Origin of the sequence: Stenotrophomonas geniculata ATCC 19374 = JCM 13324, assembly GCF_001431625.1 — a bacterium.
Classification (GTDB): domain Bacteria; phylum Pseudomonadota; class Gammaproteobacteria; order Xanthomonadales; family Xanthomonadaceae; genus Stenotrophomonas; species Stenotrophomonas geniculata.
Genome location: NZ_LLXT01000057.1, coordinates 18,852 through 34,492 on the forward strand (window position 1 = coordinate 18,852; position 15,641 = coordinate 34,492).

16 protein-coding genes are annotated in these 15,641 nt (G+C 68.5%); 5 read left to right on the top strand and 11 right to left on the bottom strand.

Annotation, left to right across the window (positions count from 1 at the left end; translation table 11 throughout):
* The first annotated feature begins 25 nt into the window (after nt 1–25).
* Nucleotides 26–478 carry a YybH family protein gene (locus ARC63_RS03330; protein ID WP_057502510.1) on the top strand — a complete coding sequence of 151 codons (453 nt, stop codon included), beginning with the start codon at nt 26–28 and terminating at the stop codon, nt 476–478.
* A 141-nt stretch (nt 479–619) separates the two neighbouring features.
* On the opposite strand, the gene ARC63_RS03335 is transcribed toward ARC63_RS03330, so the two are convergent.
* The 5 genes from ARC63_RS03335 to ARC63_RS03355 form a co-directional block, all read right to left on the bottom strand.
* The gene (locus ARC63_RS03335) at nt 620–1,645 is read right to left on the bottom strand and encodes an NAD(P)H-dependent glycerol-3-phosphate dehydrogenase (protein ID WP_010487166.1); all 1,026 of its coding nucleotides are present in this window, start codon (nt 1,643–1,645) and stop codon (nt 620–622) included.
* 20 nt (nt 1,646–1,665) lie between these two features.
* A complete protein-coding gene (secB, locus tag ARC63_RS03340; RefSeq protein WP_004153553.1) occupies nt 1,666–2,184 on the bottom strand; it encodes a protein-export chaperone SecB in 519 nt (172 codons plus the stop codon).
* 99 nt (nt 2,185–2,283) lie between these two features.
* On the bottom strand, nt 2,284–2,721 hold the full coding sequence (locus tag ARC63_RS03345) for a rhodanese-like domain-containing protein (RefSeq protein WP_004153552.1): 438 nt from the start codon (nt 2,719–2,721) through the stop codon (nt 2,284–2,286).
* A 57-nt stretch (nt 2,722–2,778) separates the two neighbouring features.
* Nucleotides 2,779–3,204, bottom strand: a complete 426-nt coding sequence (locus ARC63_RS03350) for a hypothetical protein (RefSeq protein ID WP_019338209.1) — start codon at nt 3,202–3,204, stop codon at nt 2,779–2,781.
* A 32-nt stretch (nt 3,205–3,236) separates the two neighbouring features.
* A complete protein-coding gene (locus tag ARC63_RS03355; protein ID WP_043400743.1) occupies nt 3,237–3,704 on the bottom strand; it encodes a YiiD C-terminal domain-containing protein in 468 nt (155 codons plus the stop codon).
* A 35-nt stretch (nt 3,705–3,739) separates the two neighbouring features.
* Here ARC63_RS03355 and ARC63_RS03360 point away from each other — a divergent pair, with 35 nt between their 5' ends.
* The 3 genes from ARC63_RS03360 (at nt 3,740) to ARC63_RS03370 (ending at nt 6,933) form a co-directional block, all read left to right on the top strand.
* Nucleotides 3,740–4,549 (top strand): uroporphyrinogen-III synthase, encoded by an 810-nt coding sequence (locus tag ARC63_RS03360; RefSeq protein WP_057502511.1) that lies wholly within the window; start codon nt 3,740–3,742, stop codon nt 4,547–4,549.
* Between the two features lie 104 nt (nt 4,550–4,653).
* The gene (locus tag ARC63_RS03365; RefSeq protein WP_057502512.1) at nt 4,654–5,631 is read left to right on the top strand and encodes a uroporphyrinogen-III C-methyltransferase; all 978 of its coding nucleotides are present in this window, start codon (nt 4,654–4,656) and stop codon (nt 5,629–5,631) included.
* A 6-nt stretch (nt 5,632–5,637) separates the two neighbouring features.
* On the top strand, nt 5,638–6,933 hold the full coding sequence (locus tag ARC63_RS03370; RefSeq protein ID WP_057502513.1) for a heme biosynthesis HemY N-terminal domain-containing protein: 1,296 nt from the start codon (nt 5,638–5,640) through the stop codon (nt 6,931–6,933).
* Nucleotides 6,934–7,054: 121 nt separating this feature from the next.
* Here the strand turns inward: ARC63_RS03370 and ARC63_RS03375 are convergent, their stop codons facing one another.
* Complete coding sequence (locus ARC63_RS03375; protein WP_029550824.1) at nt 7,055–8,350, bottom strand: acetyl-CoA C-acetyltransferase; 1,296 nt, start codon at nt 8,348–8,350, stop codon at nt 7,055–7,057.
* A gap of 93 nt (nt 8,351–8,443) precedes the next feature.
* Here ARC63_RS03375 and ARC63_RS03380 point away from each other — a divergent pair, with 93 nt between their 5' ends.
* A complete protein-coding gene (locus ARC63_RS03380) occupies nt 8,444–9,331 on the top strand; it encodes a hypothetical protein (protein ID WP_049410063.1) in 888 nt (295 codons plus the stop codon).
* Nucleotides 9,332–9,543: 212 nt separating this feature from the next.
* On the opposite strand, the gene ARC63_RS03385 is transcribed toward ARC63_RS03380, so the two are convergent.
* The 5 genes from ARC63_RS03385 to ARC63_RS03405 all read right to left on the bottom strand — a co-directional run bounded on the left by ARC63_RS03385 (nt 9,544) and on the right by ARC63_RS03405 (nt 15,527).
* Entirely contained in the window at nt 9,544–10,170 is a 627-nt protein-coding gene (locus tag ARC63_RS03385; protein WP_019336498.1) for a superoxide dismutase family protein, read from the bottom strand.
* A 31-nt stretch (nt 10,171–10,201) separates the two neighbouring features.
* On the bottom strand, nt 10,202–10,771 hold the full coding sequence (locus ARC63_RS03390; RefSeq protein ID WP_010487189.1) for a superoxide dismutase family protein: 570 nt from the start codon (nt 10,769–10,771) through the stop codon (nt 10,202–10,204).
* A gap of 93 nt (nt 10,772–10,864) precedes the next feature.
* A complete protein-coding gene (ntrC, locus tag ARC63_RS03395; RefSeq protein ID WP_057502514.1) occupies nt 10,865–12,313 on the bottom strand; it encodes a nitrogen regulation protein NR(I) in 1,449 nt (482 codons plus the stop codon).
* The gene (locus ARC63_RS03400) at nt 12,306–13,367 is read right to left on the bottom strand and encodes a two-component system sensor histidine kinase NtrB (RefSeq protein ID WP_029380135.1); all 1,062 of its coding nucleotides are present in this window, start codon (nt 13,365–13,367) and stop codon (nt 12,306–12,308) included. The genes ntrC and ARC63_RS03400 overlap by 8 nt, the downstream gene beginning before the upstream one ends.
* 114 nt (nt 13,368–13,481) lie before the next feature.
* Entirely contained in the window at nt 13,482–15,527 is a 2,046-nt protein-coding gene (locus ARC63_RS03405) for a TonB-dependent receptor (protein WP_057502515.1), read from the bottom strand.
* Nucleotides 15,528–15,641 lie beyond the last annotated feature (114 nt).

Here is a 15,641-nt window from a genome sequence, read left to right on the forward strand (position 1 = left end):
ACGCATGCGCCGTAGACCACTCGCCATGATCTTCTGCAGTGCCCTGCTGCTGGCAACGCCGGCAATTGCCCACGATGCAGAAGGCACGACGTCTGCGCGCCTGCCCGATACCCCCCTGCCCGCACTGCTGGATCGCGTATTGCGCGACTACGAGCAGGCGTGGCGCACCGGTGATGCCAAGGCACTGGCTGCACTGTTCGCCGAAGATGGCTTTGTGCTGCAGAGCAACCAGCCGCCGGTGCGCGGCCGCAGCGCGATCGAGGCCGCGTATTCCGGCCAGGGCAGCAGTCCGTTGCGGCTGCGTGCGTTGGCGTATGCGGTGGAGGGGAACACGGGCTACATCATCGGTGCGTACAGCTACGGCAACAACGTGGGAGATACCGGCAAGTTCACGCTGACGCTGAAGCGTGAGGGGGATGGGCCGTGGGTGATCTTCTCGGACATGGACAACAGCAACGCGCGGCCGCGCGCGCGGTGATGAATGCCGCCGGGCATGGCCCGGCGCTACCGGGCACCAACCAAGGTTGGCAGCTACCAGAAGCGGGTTCCGTCCTAGATCCACGCTATGCGTGGATGGGGCGCGCACAGAAAACCCCGGCGCGTGGCCGGGGTTTTCGATTCACTTGAACAGCGTGTCCGGGTATTCCGGTTTCTGTTCCCGCGCCAGCAGTGCGCGCAGGCCTTCTTCCGGCGTCTGCTCGCCGTGCAGCACGGCGCGCACGCGGTCGGAAATCGGCAGGTCGATGCCATGGCGGCGTGCCTGTCGCATCACTTCGTCGGCGGTCTGCACCGACTCGACCACCTGGCCGATTTCCCGCACGGCATCCTGCAGCGTCTGGCCACGGCCCAGGGCCAGGCCCAGGCGGCGGTTGCGCGACAGGTCGCCGGTGCAGGTCAGTACCAGATCGCCCAGGCCCGCCAGGCCCATCAGCGTTTCCGGCTTGGCGCCGATGGCAGCGGCCAGGCGCAGCATCTCGTTGAGGCCACGCGTGATCAGGCCGGCACGGGCGTTCAGGCCCAGCTGCATGCCATCGGCCACGCCGGTGGCAACGGCCAGCACGTTCTTCATCGCACCGCCTAGCTCGGCACCGACCATGTCGTCGCCGGTGTAGGCGCGGAACGCTGGGCCATGCATCGCTTCGGCCACCGTCTGCGCGAACTCGGGCACGTCGCCGTGCACGGTGATCGCGGTCGGCAGGCCCTGGGTCACTTCCTTGGCGAACGACGGGCCGGTGACCACGGCCAGCGGCACGTCCTCACCCAGCACTTCGCGCGCTACTTCATGCAGGAAGCGGCCCGAACCGGGCTCGAAGCCCTTGGTGGCCCAGGCCACGCCGGCACCGGCCGGGCGCAGCGGCGCCAGCGCACGCACGGTTTCACCGAAGGCGTGCGACGGGGTCACCACCAGGATCCAGGCCGCGCCCTCCACCGCCGACGCCAGGTCGGTGGTGGCACGCAGGCTGTCCGGCAACGGGATGCCCGGCAGGTAACGCGGGTTCTCGTGGCGCTGGTCGATGGCTTCGACCACGGCAGCGTCGCGCCCCCACAGCACGGTCGGGTGACCGTGCCGTGCGAGCAGGCTGGCCAGCGCGGTTCCCCAGGAACCGGCGCCAAGCACGGCGATCTTGTCAGCGGGAGTGCTCATCCGTGACGTCGCGGCAGGAATCAGGCGTTGCCAGCCGGCTCGGAGTCAGCCAGCGACGGTGCGTCGCCCTGCTCCTGGCGCTGGCGCAGGGTTTCTGCGTACAGGCCTTCGAAGTTGATCGGCTGCAGGAAGAACGGCGGGAAGCCGCCGGCCTGGATCAGGTCGCTGACCAGCTGGCGCACGTACGGGAACAGGATGTTCGGGCACTGGGTGCCGAGCAGCACGTCGATCGACTGCGGGTCCAGGCCGACCAGGCCGAACACGCCGGCCTGCTTCACTTCGGCCACGTAGGCGGTGCGCTCACCGGCCTGGCAGGTCAGGGTCACGGCCAGCACGACTTCGAAGGCGTTCTCACCCAGGCGCTGCACCTGCTGGTTCAGGTTCAGCTGCAGCTCCGGCTGCACCTGGTCATTGAAGATGGTCGGAGCGTTCGGCGACTCGAAGGAGACGTCCTTGACGTAGATCTTCTCGACGGTGAAAGCGGGGCCGGTGGCGGCATCGACCGGCGCAGCGGCGCCGTTGGTGATCTCTTCGGACATTTCCAGTAACTCCAATGAATGCAATGAAAACGATGGTCGAATTACTGCGATGGGGGCGGCATCAGGCCCATACAAGGCCGGATCCGCCACCTGCGGCAATCAGTTGCGGCCCTTGACCAGCGGCAGCTCGGCCTGCTGCCAGGCGGGAATGCCGCCGTCGAGCACGTAGACCTTCTCGAAACCGGCCTTCTTCAGCGCCTTGGCGGCGGTTTCCGAAGCGTTGCCGCTGCGGCACACCAGCACCACCGGCGACTGCTTGGCGTTGGCCACCAGCTTGTTGTCCGGGCCGAAGGCACTGGCCTGGGCGTTGCGGCTGCCGGCAATGTGGCCCTTCTCGAAGTCACCGCTGGCCGACAGGTCGACCACCACCGTGCCGCCCGCGTTCATCAGCTGGGTCAGTTCGGCGGGCTTGATGCCCTTGAAGCCCCGGAACAGGCGGCGGATCTCGGTGACGATGATGGCCACGGTCAGGCCGACCAGGGCCGCGGACAGCATCGGGTTTCGGCCTGCAAAGGCCAGCAACTCTTCGTAATTCACTCAGGTCACGGGTCGATTAAGCGGGCGCCGATTGTCGCACAAGCCGGACGCGGCCCGTCACTGCCCCTTCCACAGGTCCGGCAGGCCGGCCGTCTGCCACCAGCGCTTGGCCTCGGCATCCCAGCGCCAGCGCTCGACCACCACCACGGTGCGTTCGGCCTGGGTGTTCTGGTTGATCACCCCGATTTCGACCCGGCGCTCGACCAGGCCACCGTCCAGCGAGGCGCTGCTGCGCTCGCGGTAGGACGACACGCGCAGCTGCGCGTAGCGGTTGAGCTCGAACTCGGTGGGCGGCTTTTCCTTGCGCAGCTTGGGGTCCAGATAGCCGATCGCATCGTCCATGCTGCCCCAGCGGATGGTGGCGCCGTAGGCGATCTGGGTCTCTTCCAGCAGCTTGCGCTGCTTGCGGCTGAGGTCGTCGGCCGAAGCCACGGCGCTGACCAGCAGCAGGGAACACATCAGGAACTGGATGAGGCGGCGCATCGGTAGTTTCCCCAGAACGTCAGCCTGCCATCCTACCCTTTGGCGAAGGCAACGAAGCGACCGCTGAACTCGGCGGCAGGCTTGCCATCGGCACCGGGCTGGGTGGCGATGATGCTGATGCGGGCCTTGCGGCGCTGCCGGAAGGTGTTCAGGAAAGCATCCCAGCCGGTAACCTCGGCCGCTTCGGCATGGGCGTGCAGGTCTTCGTAGACCGGCGCCAGGTAGCGCAGGTTGCTGTCGGCCACGTAGACCTCGGCATCGTGGCCGGCCAGGCGCAGGCGCAGGCTGACCAGCGCCCAGCCAGACAGGGTCAGCACCGAGGCCAGGCTGCCACCGAAGGCGTTGCCCTTGTCGTTGACGTTGGCGGCCAGCGGCGCGGTGATGCGCAGCACGCCATCGGCATAGCCGTCGAGCTGGATCTGCATGGCGCGGACCGCCGGCATGCAGTCCAGCACGTCCTGCAGGGCGGCCAGCGAGGAAGTCAGAGCATCAACGGACATCGGAGCAGAGACCACGACAACGAAGGGCCCGCATAATGCAGGCAATGGCCGACCATACGATACCCACTGGCGCCGCCGGTTCCGAGCCGGGCTGGACCTTCATTTCGCTGCGGCCGCAGGGCCAGAATTCCGCGCTGCGCCGCGCCGTTGCTGGGCTGGGCGGGCATGTGGTGGCCCTGCCGCCCTGGCGTCTGCAGCGCCTGAACGGCACGCCAGTGGTGCGTCAGCTGCAACGCACGCTGAACTGCGATCGGGTGGTGTTCACCAGCCCGGCCGCCGTTACTGCGGCCGCCACCCTGCTGCCACTGGCCGAAGCACAACGCAGCCCGTGGCTGACCGTGGGCGAAGGCACCGCGCGCGCGCTGCGGGCGCAGGGCGTCGCCGAGATGCATGCACCGCAGCGGATGGACAGCGAGGGGCTGCTCGCGATGCCGGTGCTGGCCAATGTACAGGGCCTGTGCATCGGCCTGGTCACCGCCCCTGGCGGGCGCGGCCTGATTGCCGCGCAACTGCAGGCGGCGGGCGCCACGATCGAACGCGCCGACGTCTACCAGCGCCGATTGCTGCGCCTGCCGCCCCGCACATTGGCTCGATTGGCGCGTTCAGCGCAGCCGTGGGTGCTGGCGGTGAGCAGTGGCGAAGCGCTGCAGCATTTCTGGCAGCAGCTTCCGCCGGCATTGCAGCAACGCTTTCAGGCGCACGCCACCGTCGTCGTGGCCAGCGAACGGCTCGGCGAACAGGCGCACGCATTGGGGCTGCAACGCGTGGTGCGCGCGGCCGGGCCCACCACGGCACAACTGGTGGCCGCTGCACACGCCACGCTCACCGTCCCGGCAGCGACCTGAACAGGGACGTGGGTCACGCTTGCCGCTGTGGTCGGCAACAGTGATGCTGTGCACAACGCGGCCTGCCGGAACCTGACCGGCGACGTTGCCGACAAGGAAGCCCCATGAACGAGACTCCGCCCGTTTCCCCGCCCCGTCGACCTGTGCGCTGGCTGTTGCCGCTGGCCGGGGTGGTCGTGCTTGGCGTGGGCGGCTATGCCGGCTGGTACGTCTGGCAACAGCAACAGCACGAACAGGAAGCGCAGGCACAGACCACGGCCGTGCAGCTGCAGGGCCTGCAGGCGACGCTGGATGCATTGCGCCGCGACCAGCGCGCGACCAGCCAGCGCCTGCAGGATGCGGCGACCACCAACCGCGTGCTGCGCGACGAGATGCTGGGCCTTTCGCAGCGCAGTGCATTGCTGGAAGAGAACCTGGCCAAGCTGGCCGACAGCGCCAACCAGGGCCGCCAGGCGGTACAGCGCGATGAGGCCGAGCTGCTGTTGACCCAGGCGGCACAGCGACTGAACTACGCCGACGACGTGGAAGGCGCACGCCGCCTGTATGCGCAGGCCGCCACCGCGTTGGCCGATCTGCCCGACAGCGACGGCCTGAATCTGCGCCAGGCCCTGGTGCAGGAGCGCGATGCACTGGATTCCCTTGGTGCCGGCCCGCGCGCGCAATCGCTGCAGCGCCTGGATAGCCTGGCCAAAGCCCTGCAGGGCCTGCCCTCGCAGGTAACAGGCGACAGCGCTCCCGGCGCCGGCAAGACCTGGTGGCAGGCCACGCTGGCCCTGTTCGTGGACATCAGCCCCAGCCGCCAGAACGGTCCGCTGACCGCCGCCGAGCGCCGCAATGCAGACGATGCACTGCAACTGGAACTGACCCTGGCGCGCGCCGCGATCGAACGTGGCGACCACACCGGCCGCGATACTGCGCTGGCACGCGTGGAGCATTGGGCGCAGCGGCGTTGGCCGGATTCACCGGCCCTGCGCGCGCAACGTGCTGAACTGAAGGCCTTGCGCGAGCTTCCGCTGCAGGCCAGCAACGCTGTTCTTGGCAGCACCCTGCAGCAGCTGCGTACCCAGACCGACCGGAGGTAATCCCACATGAAACCCCTGCAATCCCTGGTCGTGCTGTTGCTGGCCGTGGCCATCGGCGTGGTTGCCGCGCAATGGCTCGGCGCCGATGACCTCAACCGCTTCGGCGAAGTGACCCTGCGCTACGGCGGCTACGACTACCACAGCAACCTGCCCAAGGTGGCGCTGCTGTCGGTGATCGCGGTGCTGGTACTGTGGCTGCTGTGGAGCCTGATCGCTGCACCGTTCCGCGCCTGGGGCCGCTACCGCCGCAAGCAGGGCCGGGTGCGCCTGATCGACGGCCTGCAGGCCTATGAGCACGGCCAGTGGCAGCGTGCCGAGAAGCTGCTGGACGGCGCCGCCAAGGATCCGGAAGTGAGCGCGGTGGCGCTGGCCAACGCCGTGCGCAGTGCGCAGGCGCGTGCCGACGGCCCCGCCGGTGAAGCGCTGCTGCAGCGCCTGGGCGAAAGCGATGCCACCCTGCAGGCGCTGCTGCGCGCCGAACAGCTGCTGGCGCGCGATCTGCCGGTGGATGCAATCAACGCATTGGACGTGGCGGCGATCCAGCCGCTGCCGCCGCGCGGCCTGTGGCTGCGCACCGAAGCACTGGCACAGGCGGGCCGCGCCCACGAGGCGTATGGCCAGCTGGGTGCACTGCGCCAGAGCAAGGTGCTGCCGGCCGACGCCAACAGCGAACTGGAAGCACGCCTGGCCGCACAGGCGCTGCTGGAAGCGGCCGACGTCAACGCGCTGGCCGCGCAGTGGGAAGCCACGCCGAAGGCGCTGCGCCCCACCCCGGACGTGGTCGGCGCGTATGCCAGCCGCGCGGTGGCCCTGAACTGGGATGAGCCGGCGCTGCTGGCGCTGGAACAGGCCCTGGACCATCGCTGGGACGACGAACTGGTGGCGCTGTATGGCCGCCTGCCGGCCGAGCGCCTGGCCACCCGCCAGAGCAACCTGGCGCGCTGGCGCAACGTGCATGACGAGTCGGCCGCGCTGCGCCTGGCACAGGGCCGCGTGGCCCTGGCCCAGCAGCAGTGGGATGCCGCCGATGCGTTCCTGCATGAGGCCATCGCCGCCGGCGCTGGTGCTCCTGCGTGGGAAGCACTGGGTGAGCTGTTCGCGCAGCGTGGCGAGCACGCGCTGGCCGCGCAATGCCTGGCCAATGCGCTGCGACTGCAGCGCGGCGAGGACAGCGTGGAGCTGGTGCGCGGCATTGAAGCACCTGCACGGGCCACGGTGGAAGAGCAGCCCATCACGGTGCAGCCGCCGGTGTATGACGCCAACGATGAGCGCGACGAATTCGGTAATCCGCGGTTGCCGTAAGCATGGCTGAGGTGTGCCGACCAACGGTCGGCACCCACCGGAGCCACCAACGAAAACGCCGCCCATCGGGCGGCGTTTTCATGTGTAGTCGCCAACCTTGGTTGGCGTGCGGTCGCAACAATCAGCGTTCGACGATCGCCACCACGCCCATGCCGCCGGCGGTGCAGATCGACACCAGCGCGCGGCCGCCGCCGCGTTCGGCCAGCTGCTTGGCGGCCGTCGCAATCACGCGGGCACCGGTGGCAGCGAACGGGTGGCCGGTGGCCAGCGACGAACCCAGCAGGTTGATCTTGTCCGGGTCGATGCGGCCCATCGGTGCATCCAGGCCCAGGCGGTTGCGGCAGTAATCCTCGCTCTCCCACGCACGCAGGGTGCACAGCACCTGCGCGGCGAAGGCTTCGTGGATCTCGTAGATGTCGAAGTCCTGCAGGGTCAGGCCATTGCGCTTGAGCATCTCCGGCACAGCCACGGTCGGTGCCATCAGCAGGCCTTCACCATGCACGAAATCAACGGCCGAGACGTGGGCATCACGCAGGTACGCCTGCGGTTCGTGGCCGTGTGCGCGGGCCCATTCCTCGCTGGCCAGCAGCACCGCGGCAGCGCCATCGGTGAGCGGGGTGGAATTGGCTGCGGTCAGGGTGCCGCGGCCGGAGACCTTGTCGAAGGCCGGCTTCAGCGTGGCGAGCTTTTCCAGCGAGGTATCCGGGCGCAGGATGTTGTCGCGCTCGACGCCACGGAACGGTGCGATCAGGTCGTTGAAGAAGCCACGCTCATAGGCGGCAGCCAGCTTCTTGTGCGACGACACCGCCCACTCGTCCTGCGAGTCGCGCGAGATGTTCCATTCCTTGGCCATGTCCTCGCAATGGTCACCCATGCTCTTGCCGGTGCGCGGCTCGGCCACGCCCGGGAACTCGGGCTTCAGTTCGGAGAACTTGAAGCCGGCGGTGAGCGCACGGATCTTGTCGCCGGTGCTCTTGGCACGGTTGGCGGCCAGCAGGCGCGCGCGCAGCTTCTTGCCGTAGACGATCGGCACGTCGGAGGTGGTGTCCGAACCACCGCCGATGCCGGATTCGATCTGGCCCAGCGCGATCTTGTTGGCGACGGTGATGATGCTGTCCAGCGAAGTACCGCAGGCGCGCTGCAGGGTGATGCCCGGGGTCAGCGGCGACAGGCCGGAGGACAGCGTGGCTTCGCGGCCCAGGTTCCAGTCGCTGGAGTGCTTGATCACCGCACCCATCGCCACTTCACCCAGCTGCTGGCCGTGCAGGCCGAAACGTTCGACCAGCGCGCCCAGCGTACGGACCGACATGCCGAGGTTGCCGACATCCGAATACGCGGTGTTCTGGCGGCAGAACGGAATGCGGACGCCACCGAGGATGGCGACGGGACGAGCGTTGGGCATGGAGATACCTGGCATGGATGAGGGTGTCTGCAACATGGCCTGCACGGCGGAGCAGGCATAATGGAGCCAAGTGTAGCTGCCGCCCTGTGATGGGCCAACCGTGGAACCATGAGCAAACCCGACCCCGCGATGAATGCCCTTGGCGTGCTGGCCCTGGAACTGGCCGGCGGCGAAATCCCCCGCCAGGCGGTACTCAGCGCCGAACAGGCCGGTGAACTGGCCGATCGCGTCGGCCGCGACCTGTCCAAGCTGGTGCCGCAGGTGGCCGAGCTGGACCTGGTGTTCGCCGCCGCCCATTTCGACCCGGCCGAAGTGCTGCGCCCGGGCTGGCCGATCCATCGCCGGCTGGAAGAACTGCAGATGCGTGCGCCAGGTCGCAACCAGGGCCCGCGCCTGCTGGCGTTCGGTACCGACGCCCAGGGTGACGTGCCGCTGCCGTTCCAGGCCGATGCCAGCCTGGTGGGTGGTGGCCTGCGTGTGGTGCCGTTCCTGCTGGCCGGCAGTGACGTGGCCACCACCCATGCGGTGGCCGAGGCGCTGGAAGATACGCTGCTGGCCAACGGCATGGCCCATGCCGACACCGCGTTGATGGCGCAGAACACCTTTGGTGCCCGCATCGAGCACGCACGCTATTTCACCGTGAATGATCTGGCCGCGATGATGTCGATGCAGTACGACAACCAGGGCCTGGCCGCGCTGTGGCCGCTGATCGAGACGGCGATCATGGCCCCGGGCGAGGACGAGTGGCTCAATGCCGCGCCCGAGCCGCTGCTGCGCTATACCCATGGCGAGGCACGCATGGCGCTGTTCGACCCGGCCGGCTGGTGCGCGCACTACAACCACGGCAACAACGACTGCGACCGCCTGAAGGGCATCTACGAGCAGTTCCTGATGCGCCAGCGGCAGATGGCCGCGGTGCTGGAAGCGCACGGCGTGCCGGTGCTGTTCGTGCACTGCGAGGCAGGGCAGGACGCGCGCGAGCTGCTGGCGCGCTGATCTGCGGATGCGCGCCGCCGGGCATGGCCCGGCGCTACCGTGCAATTGCGTTTCGCCGGGGCGCGACCGCCGTGCGTATTGCTGTAGAGCCGAGCCCATGCTCGGCTCAGGCCGCCGGAAGCACAGCCGAGCATGGGCTCGGCTCTACAGAAAGCGATGCAAAGAAAAACGCCGGCTTGCACCGGCGTTTTCCGTTCCCAGCAGGATCGCCCTTACGGGGCCTTCTGGATCACCGCACATGCCAGGCGCGCGCCGGCGTTGCCGGTCGGCTGGGTCTTGTAGTCGTCCGCGTCGGCGTGGACGATCAGGCCACGGCCGATGATGTCGAAGTCATCACCCTTGCCGATGTTGACGTTGCTCGACACCGGGCCGTCGATGGTGGCCACGCCCTTGTCGTCGGCCTTGATGTTGGGCATGTCGCCACCGTGGTGCGGATCAGCGGACACGCTGCCGTGATCCTGCTTGCCCGGGTTGAAGTGGCCACCGGCGCTCATGCCGTCCGGGGCGCTGCAGTCGCCCTTCTCGTGGATGTGGAAGCCGTGCTCGCTGCCCGGCTTCAGGCCGCTGATCTGGCCGGTCACGTGGACCTTGCCGTCAACCACCTTGAAGGTGACGCTGCCCTTGGTCTCGTTACCCTGGGTCGGTGCCAGTTCGGCGGTGGCGGTGGCATCGGTGGCCGCTGCAGCGGCCGGCGCCGGCGTTGCGGCCGGTTCGGTGGTGGCGCCGTCGGCCGGTGCGGCCGGCGGGGTTTCAGCCTGCGGCGCGGCCGGCTGCTGGTTGCAGGCCGCCAGGCCCAGTGCAGCAATGGCTGCGAACAGCGACGTGTGGATCAAACGCATGGAATCTCTCCCTGGATGATGCCTGCAGTGATCAGCGGACAACCCGGATCACGCCACAGGCGATGCGGACGCCGGCATTGCCGGCGGGCTGGCTGCGATAGTCGTCGGCGTTGGCATGCACGACCAGTGCACGTCCGGCGATATCGGTGGCGGCGCCTCCGCCAAGGGTAACGCCCTTGAGGTGGATATCGACGTTGGCGCGGCCCTGGGCGTCGGCACGCAGATTGTCCATGTCGCCCAGGTGGTGCTTGCCGGTGCCGGCGCGGCCATGCGCAGCGCCACCGGGATTGAAGTGATTGCCGGCACTGCTGGCATCCACCGCGCTGCAGTCGCCACGCTCATGGATGTGGAAGCCGGCCTGCTGCATCGGCTGCAGGCCACCGATCAGGCCGGTGATGTGGAGGCCACCGGGCTCCACCATCAGCGCGATGCGACCACTGACGATACTGGCCGAGGCCGGCGAGAGATTGGCCTCGGCCTGTTTCGCGGCGCTGACCACGGTCGGTGGTGGCGGGGTGGGCTCGGCCTTCTTCGGCGCGCTGCCACAGGCAGACAGCAGCACGGCGGCGGACAACGGCAGGATGGCAAAGGACAGACGCATCGAAGACTCCTTGCAGGTGACACTACGGACGGCATCGTCCATGAACGATCAACGGTTCGGCAAGCGGGCGCGAGGATCGCGTGCAGGGACCGTTCAATGGCCCCCGCGGCGGCGGCCAGCGCCCAGCTTGCGGGTAAGGGTATTGCGGCCCAGGCCCAGGCGGGCAGCGGCTTCGGCACGACGGCCATGGGTGATCTGGAGCGCGGCCTCCAGCAGGGCATGGTCGACCCGCTCACGCACCTGCGCGTGCAACCCTTCCACGCCTTCGGCCAGCTGACGGCGTGCCCATTCGGCCAGCAGCGCTTCCCACTGGCCGGGATCGGCACCGCTGGTGCTGCCGCGACGGCCGCGCGTGCGGTTCAGCGCGGTATCGACGTCGGCCACGCCGATGGTGTCGGCGGCGGCCAACGCCGCCATCCGCCAGCACACGTTTTCCAATTCGCGCACGTTGCCCGGCCAGTCGTGTTCGCGCAGCGCCTGCAGTGCGGCAGCGGTCAGGCGCTTCGGCGGCGTATCCAGCTTGCGCGCGGCGGCGGCCAGGAAGGTGCTGGCCAGTTGCGCGATGTCCTCGCGGCGCTCACGCAGCGGCGGCAGTTGCAGGCGCACCACGTCCAGGCGGTGCAGCAGGTCGGCGCGGAACTTTCCCTGTGCAACCAGGCCTTCCAGATCCTGGTGGGTGGCGGCGACCACGCGCACATCGACGCGGATCAGCTCGCGGCCACCCACGCGGAAGAACTCGCCCTGCGCCAGCACGCGCAGCAGGCGCGTCTGCAGCGGCAGCGGCATGTCGCCGATCTCATCCAGGAACAGCGTGCCGCCGTCGGCCTGTTCGAAGCGGCCGATATGGCGGCGCTGCGCGCCGGTGAAGGCACCAGCCTCGTGGCCGAACAACTCGCTTTCCAGCAGCTCGGACGGGATTGCAGCGGTATTGAGCGCGACGAACGGCCCCTGCGCGCGCGGCGATTCGCGATGCAGCGCATTGGCCACCAGCTCCTTGCCGGTGCCGGTCTCGCCGGTAATCAGCACCGCCAGCGGCGCCTGCGCCAGGCGGCCGATGGCACGGAACAGCGCGCGCATCGGCCGGGTATCGCCCACCAGTTGCGGCGGTTGGTCGCTATGCGCTTCCGCCGCAGGTGTGGGCGCCGCCAGTGCCGGCGCAATTGCCGGCAGCACACGCTGTGCCAGCGCCACCGCGTCGTCCAGGTCGAACGGTTTGGACAGGAATTCATGCGCGCCACCACGGAACGCACCGGCCGTGCTTGCCACATCGGTATAGGCCGACATCACCACCACCGGCAGCTGCGGCAATGCGGCTTTCAGCTTGTCCAGCAGCACCAGGCCGTCGTCGCCGGGCATGCGCACGTCGGTGAACAGCAGCGCCGGCGGTGGGCCCTCGTTCAACGCCTGCAACGCGGGCGCAGCGCTGTCGAAATCGACGACCTGGTAGCCCGCCTCGCGCAGCGCGGTGCACAGCACGAAGCGCACGGCACGATCGTCATCGACCACCCAGATGCGCTGCGGGGACGAAGAAGACTCAGACATCGCGCGGGGCCTCCTCGGCCGGGGCGGTGCCACTGACGATCGGCAGCAGCAGGGTGAACACGGTATGGCCCGGGCGCGAGCGGTAGGTCAGCGTGCCGCGATGCTCGCGCGCCACCTGCTGGGCCAGCGCCAGGCCCAGGCCAGTGCCTTCGGCGCGGCCACTGACCAGCGGCAGGAACAGGTGCTCGGCCAGTTCCTCGGGTACACCACGGCCGTCGTCGGCAATTTCCAGGCGCAACGCCAGCGTGTGCAGCTGCTCGGCGATGCGCACGCCATGCTCCACGCGGGTACGCAGGGTGATGTTGCCGGCACCGGCCTGGATCGCGTTGCGCACCAGGTTCCACACCGCCTGGGTGAGGCGGTCGGCGTCGCCATGGAATTCGGGAATGCTGGGGTCGTAGTCGCGCTGCAGGCGTACCGCCCAGCCGGCCTCGTTCTCGGCCAGTCGCAGCACGCGCTCAAGCGCGGCATGGATGTTCAGTTCGGCATGCGGCGCGGCCGGGGCCGGCGACAGCAGCTGGTCGAGCAGGCCGTTGAGGCGCTCGATCTCCGAGCCGATCAGTTCGATCAGCTCGCGTTCGCTGGCATCGCGCTGGGCCGCGCGGCGGGCCAGCAGCTGGGCCGCGCCCTTCAGCCCGGCCAGCGGGTTGCGCAGCTCGTGGGCCAGCCCCTTCAGCGCTGCACTGAGCGCGCTGGGCAGGGCCTGGGTCGGGTCCAGCCCGGGGAATTCATCGACCGGATGCGCCTCCAGCAGCCAGCCGCCATCGTCGCGGCGGCTCATCCAGCCCTCGGCGAAGCGCGGGGCCTCGCCGGGCACCGCGAGCGCCAGCCGGTTCAGGCGCAGGCTGTCGCGTTCATCGCGGGCCAGGAAATGGGCCAGTGCCTCGCCCTGCACTTCCAGTGCGGCCAGCGGCCGACCCAACAGGCGCCGGACGCTGACGCCCAGCCAGCGGGCGAAAGCCGGATTGCAGCCGGCAATGCAGCCATCGGCCCCGGCCCAGGCCAGCGGCGTGCCGAGGGCATCAAGGGACGGCGGGGGTGCGGGGTCGGACATTGCACCAATGTAGTGCAAAACGTGGGTTCGGGGTCAGAGCCCTTTCCTCGCGGAAAGGGCTCTGACCCCTGCCGCAGGTCGAGCAGGCTCGACCACTACCGGGTGCGTGGCCGATTACAGCTTCATGTTCAGGCCGACGAACACGCTGCGGCCCGGGGCAGGCGAGAACATCGGGCGGGCGCTGTCCCAGAAGAAGCTGTCGTACCAGGCGTAGGCGTACTCGCGGCCGGTGACGTTCTTCAGCTGCAGGTCCACGCTCCAGCGCGGGTTGATCTGGTACGCGGCGCTGAGGTCGAGCACGGCGAAGCCTCCGAACTTGCCGGCCGCGTTGCGCTCTTCCAGGTAGTAATCGCCCTGTGCACGCGCCTGCAGGCCCAGCCGCAGCGCATCAGTGGCGCGGTAGTCCACGCCCAGATTGCTGATGTGGCGCGGGGTGGCGGCCACTTCGCGGCCCTGCAGGGAAACGCTGGCATCGCGGTCGTCGCGGGTGATCTTCGCTTCCTGGTAGGCGTGCGAGGCCCAGACCGTCCAGTCGTCGCCCATCTGCAGGCTCAGCTGCGCATCCACGCCGCGTCGGCGGGTCTTGCCCAAGGTGACCGTCGTACCGGTAGCCGGCATGTTGGATACCTCGTTCTCCGCATCCTGCTGCCACACCGCCAGGCGTGCCTGGCTGCCGGCAAACGGCTGGAATTTCAGGCCCAGCTCCGTGCCGGTGTTGGTGGACGGCTGCATCGGCGCCTGCCCCGGGGTGAGGTAGGCCGGTGCGGTGGAACCGGTCAGTACCTGGAAGGTGCGGCCCCAGTTCGCGTAGACGTGGGTGGTCTGGCCCAGGCTGTGGATGACGCTCAGCTTGGGCTGGCCGATCGTGCCGTAGTCCTGCAGGCGGCCGCTGATCCCGCTCATCAGGTGCGTGCTACCACTGAAGCGGTCGATACGGTAGGCCGGCACGATCTTCCACGCCTCGCCGGGCTGGTAGATGGCCTGCACGTAGGCACCCCAGTTGTCGAAGCTGTGGCGGTCGTTGTTCTGCACGCGCGCCGGTGCCTGGCTGAAATCGGTGGGTTCGGCGTAGGCGTAGCGCTCGCGGAGGTAGCCGTTGTCCTGCTGCTCGTAGTTCAGGCCGCCTTCGACGGTAAGCGCGGGGCTGGCCTGCCAGGTGAGCGTGCTGAGCAGGCCGGTCTGGCGCTCATCCCACACGCGGCGCTGGCGCGGCAGGTTGCCGGTGGGCAGGTCGCTGAAGGTCACGCGGCGGTCGTCTTCGTAGCGGTTGTAGTACAGCCGCGTGCCGAAGGCGAGCGCGTCGGACAGCTTCAGGTCCACGTGCGCGGCGATCTGCCGCATGTCGCGGTCATCGCCATCGTTGCCGTTGCGCAGGTCGCTGCCACGACGATGCGTACGCAGTTCGTCGGCCGTCATGAAGCCGGGTTCGTCCGCTTCGTGGTGGTAGGCGCGCGCGCTCAGGCCCACGCGCAGGCCGTCGTCCAGCGACCCGTAGAACCATTTGCCACCCAGCGAATACTTCTTCGAGGTGTCGTGGTCGCGGTACCCATCGCTGGCCTGGGTGCCGACGAAGTAGTTCTGCGCGAAGCCATTGCTTTCGCGGCCGATCGCCAGCTGCGCATCGCGGGTGTTGTAGCTGCCGTAGGCCAGCCGCGCATCGGTGTAGTCGCCGCCCTGGCGCGTACCGAAGTTCACGTTGCCGCCGATGTTGTGCAGGCCGTAGCGCGGGTCGTTGGTTCCGCGCACCACTTCGATGTAGCTGATCTCCAGCGGGAACAGCATGTCGATGAAGCGCTGGTTGCCGCTGTTGACGTTGCTGGGGATGCCGTCGATGAGGGTCTTGATGGCGTTGAGGTAGCCCTCGCCGTTGAAGGCGCGGAAGCTGACCTTGCCCGATTCGGCCCCCTGCCGGGTTTCGGTGAGCTGGATGCCGGGCATCTGCCCCAGCAGTTCCCAGCTGTGCGAGACGTTGCGGTCTTCGATCTGGTCCGCGCCCAGCACGTCCACCGAGGTCAGCACCTGGTGTGCGCTGAGCTGGCCTTCGCCATGCTGGTGCACCTGCACCTTGCCGAGGGTGAGCGCGGCATCGGCGGACTGTGCGAAAGCTTCAGGGGCGAACGGAGCGGCCGCGAGGGCGGCCACCAGCGTGGAGGTCTTCATGGGGGTGGAAGGGTGCGGATGAAATGTAATCATATAACATTTCACACGCCTGCCATGTAGAGTCGAGCCATGCTCGACGGCTCCTGGCAAACAGCAGTCGAGCATGGCTTGTAT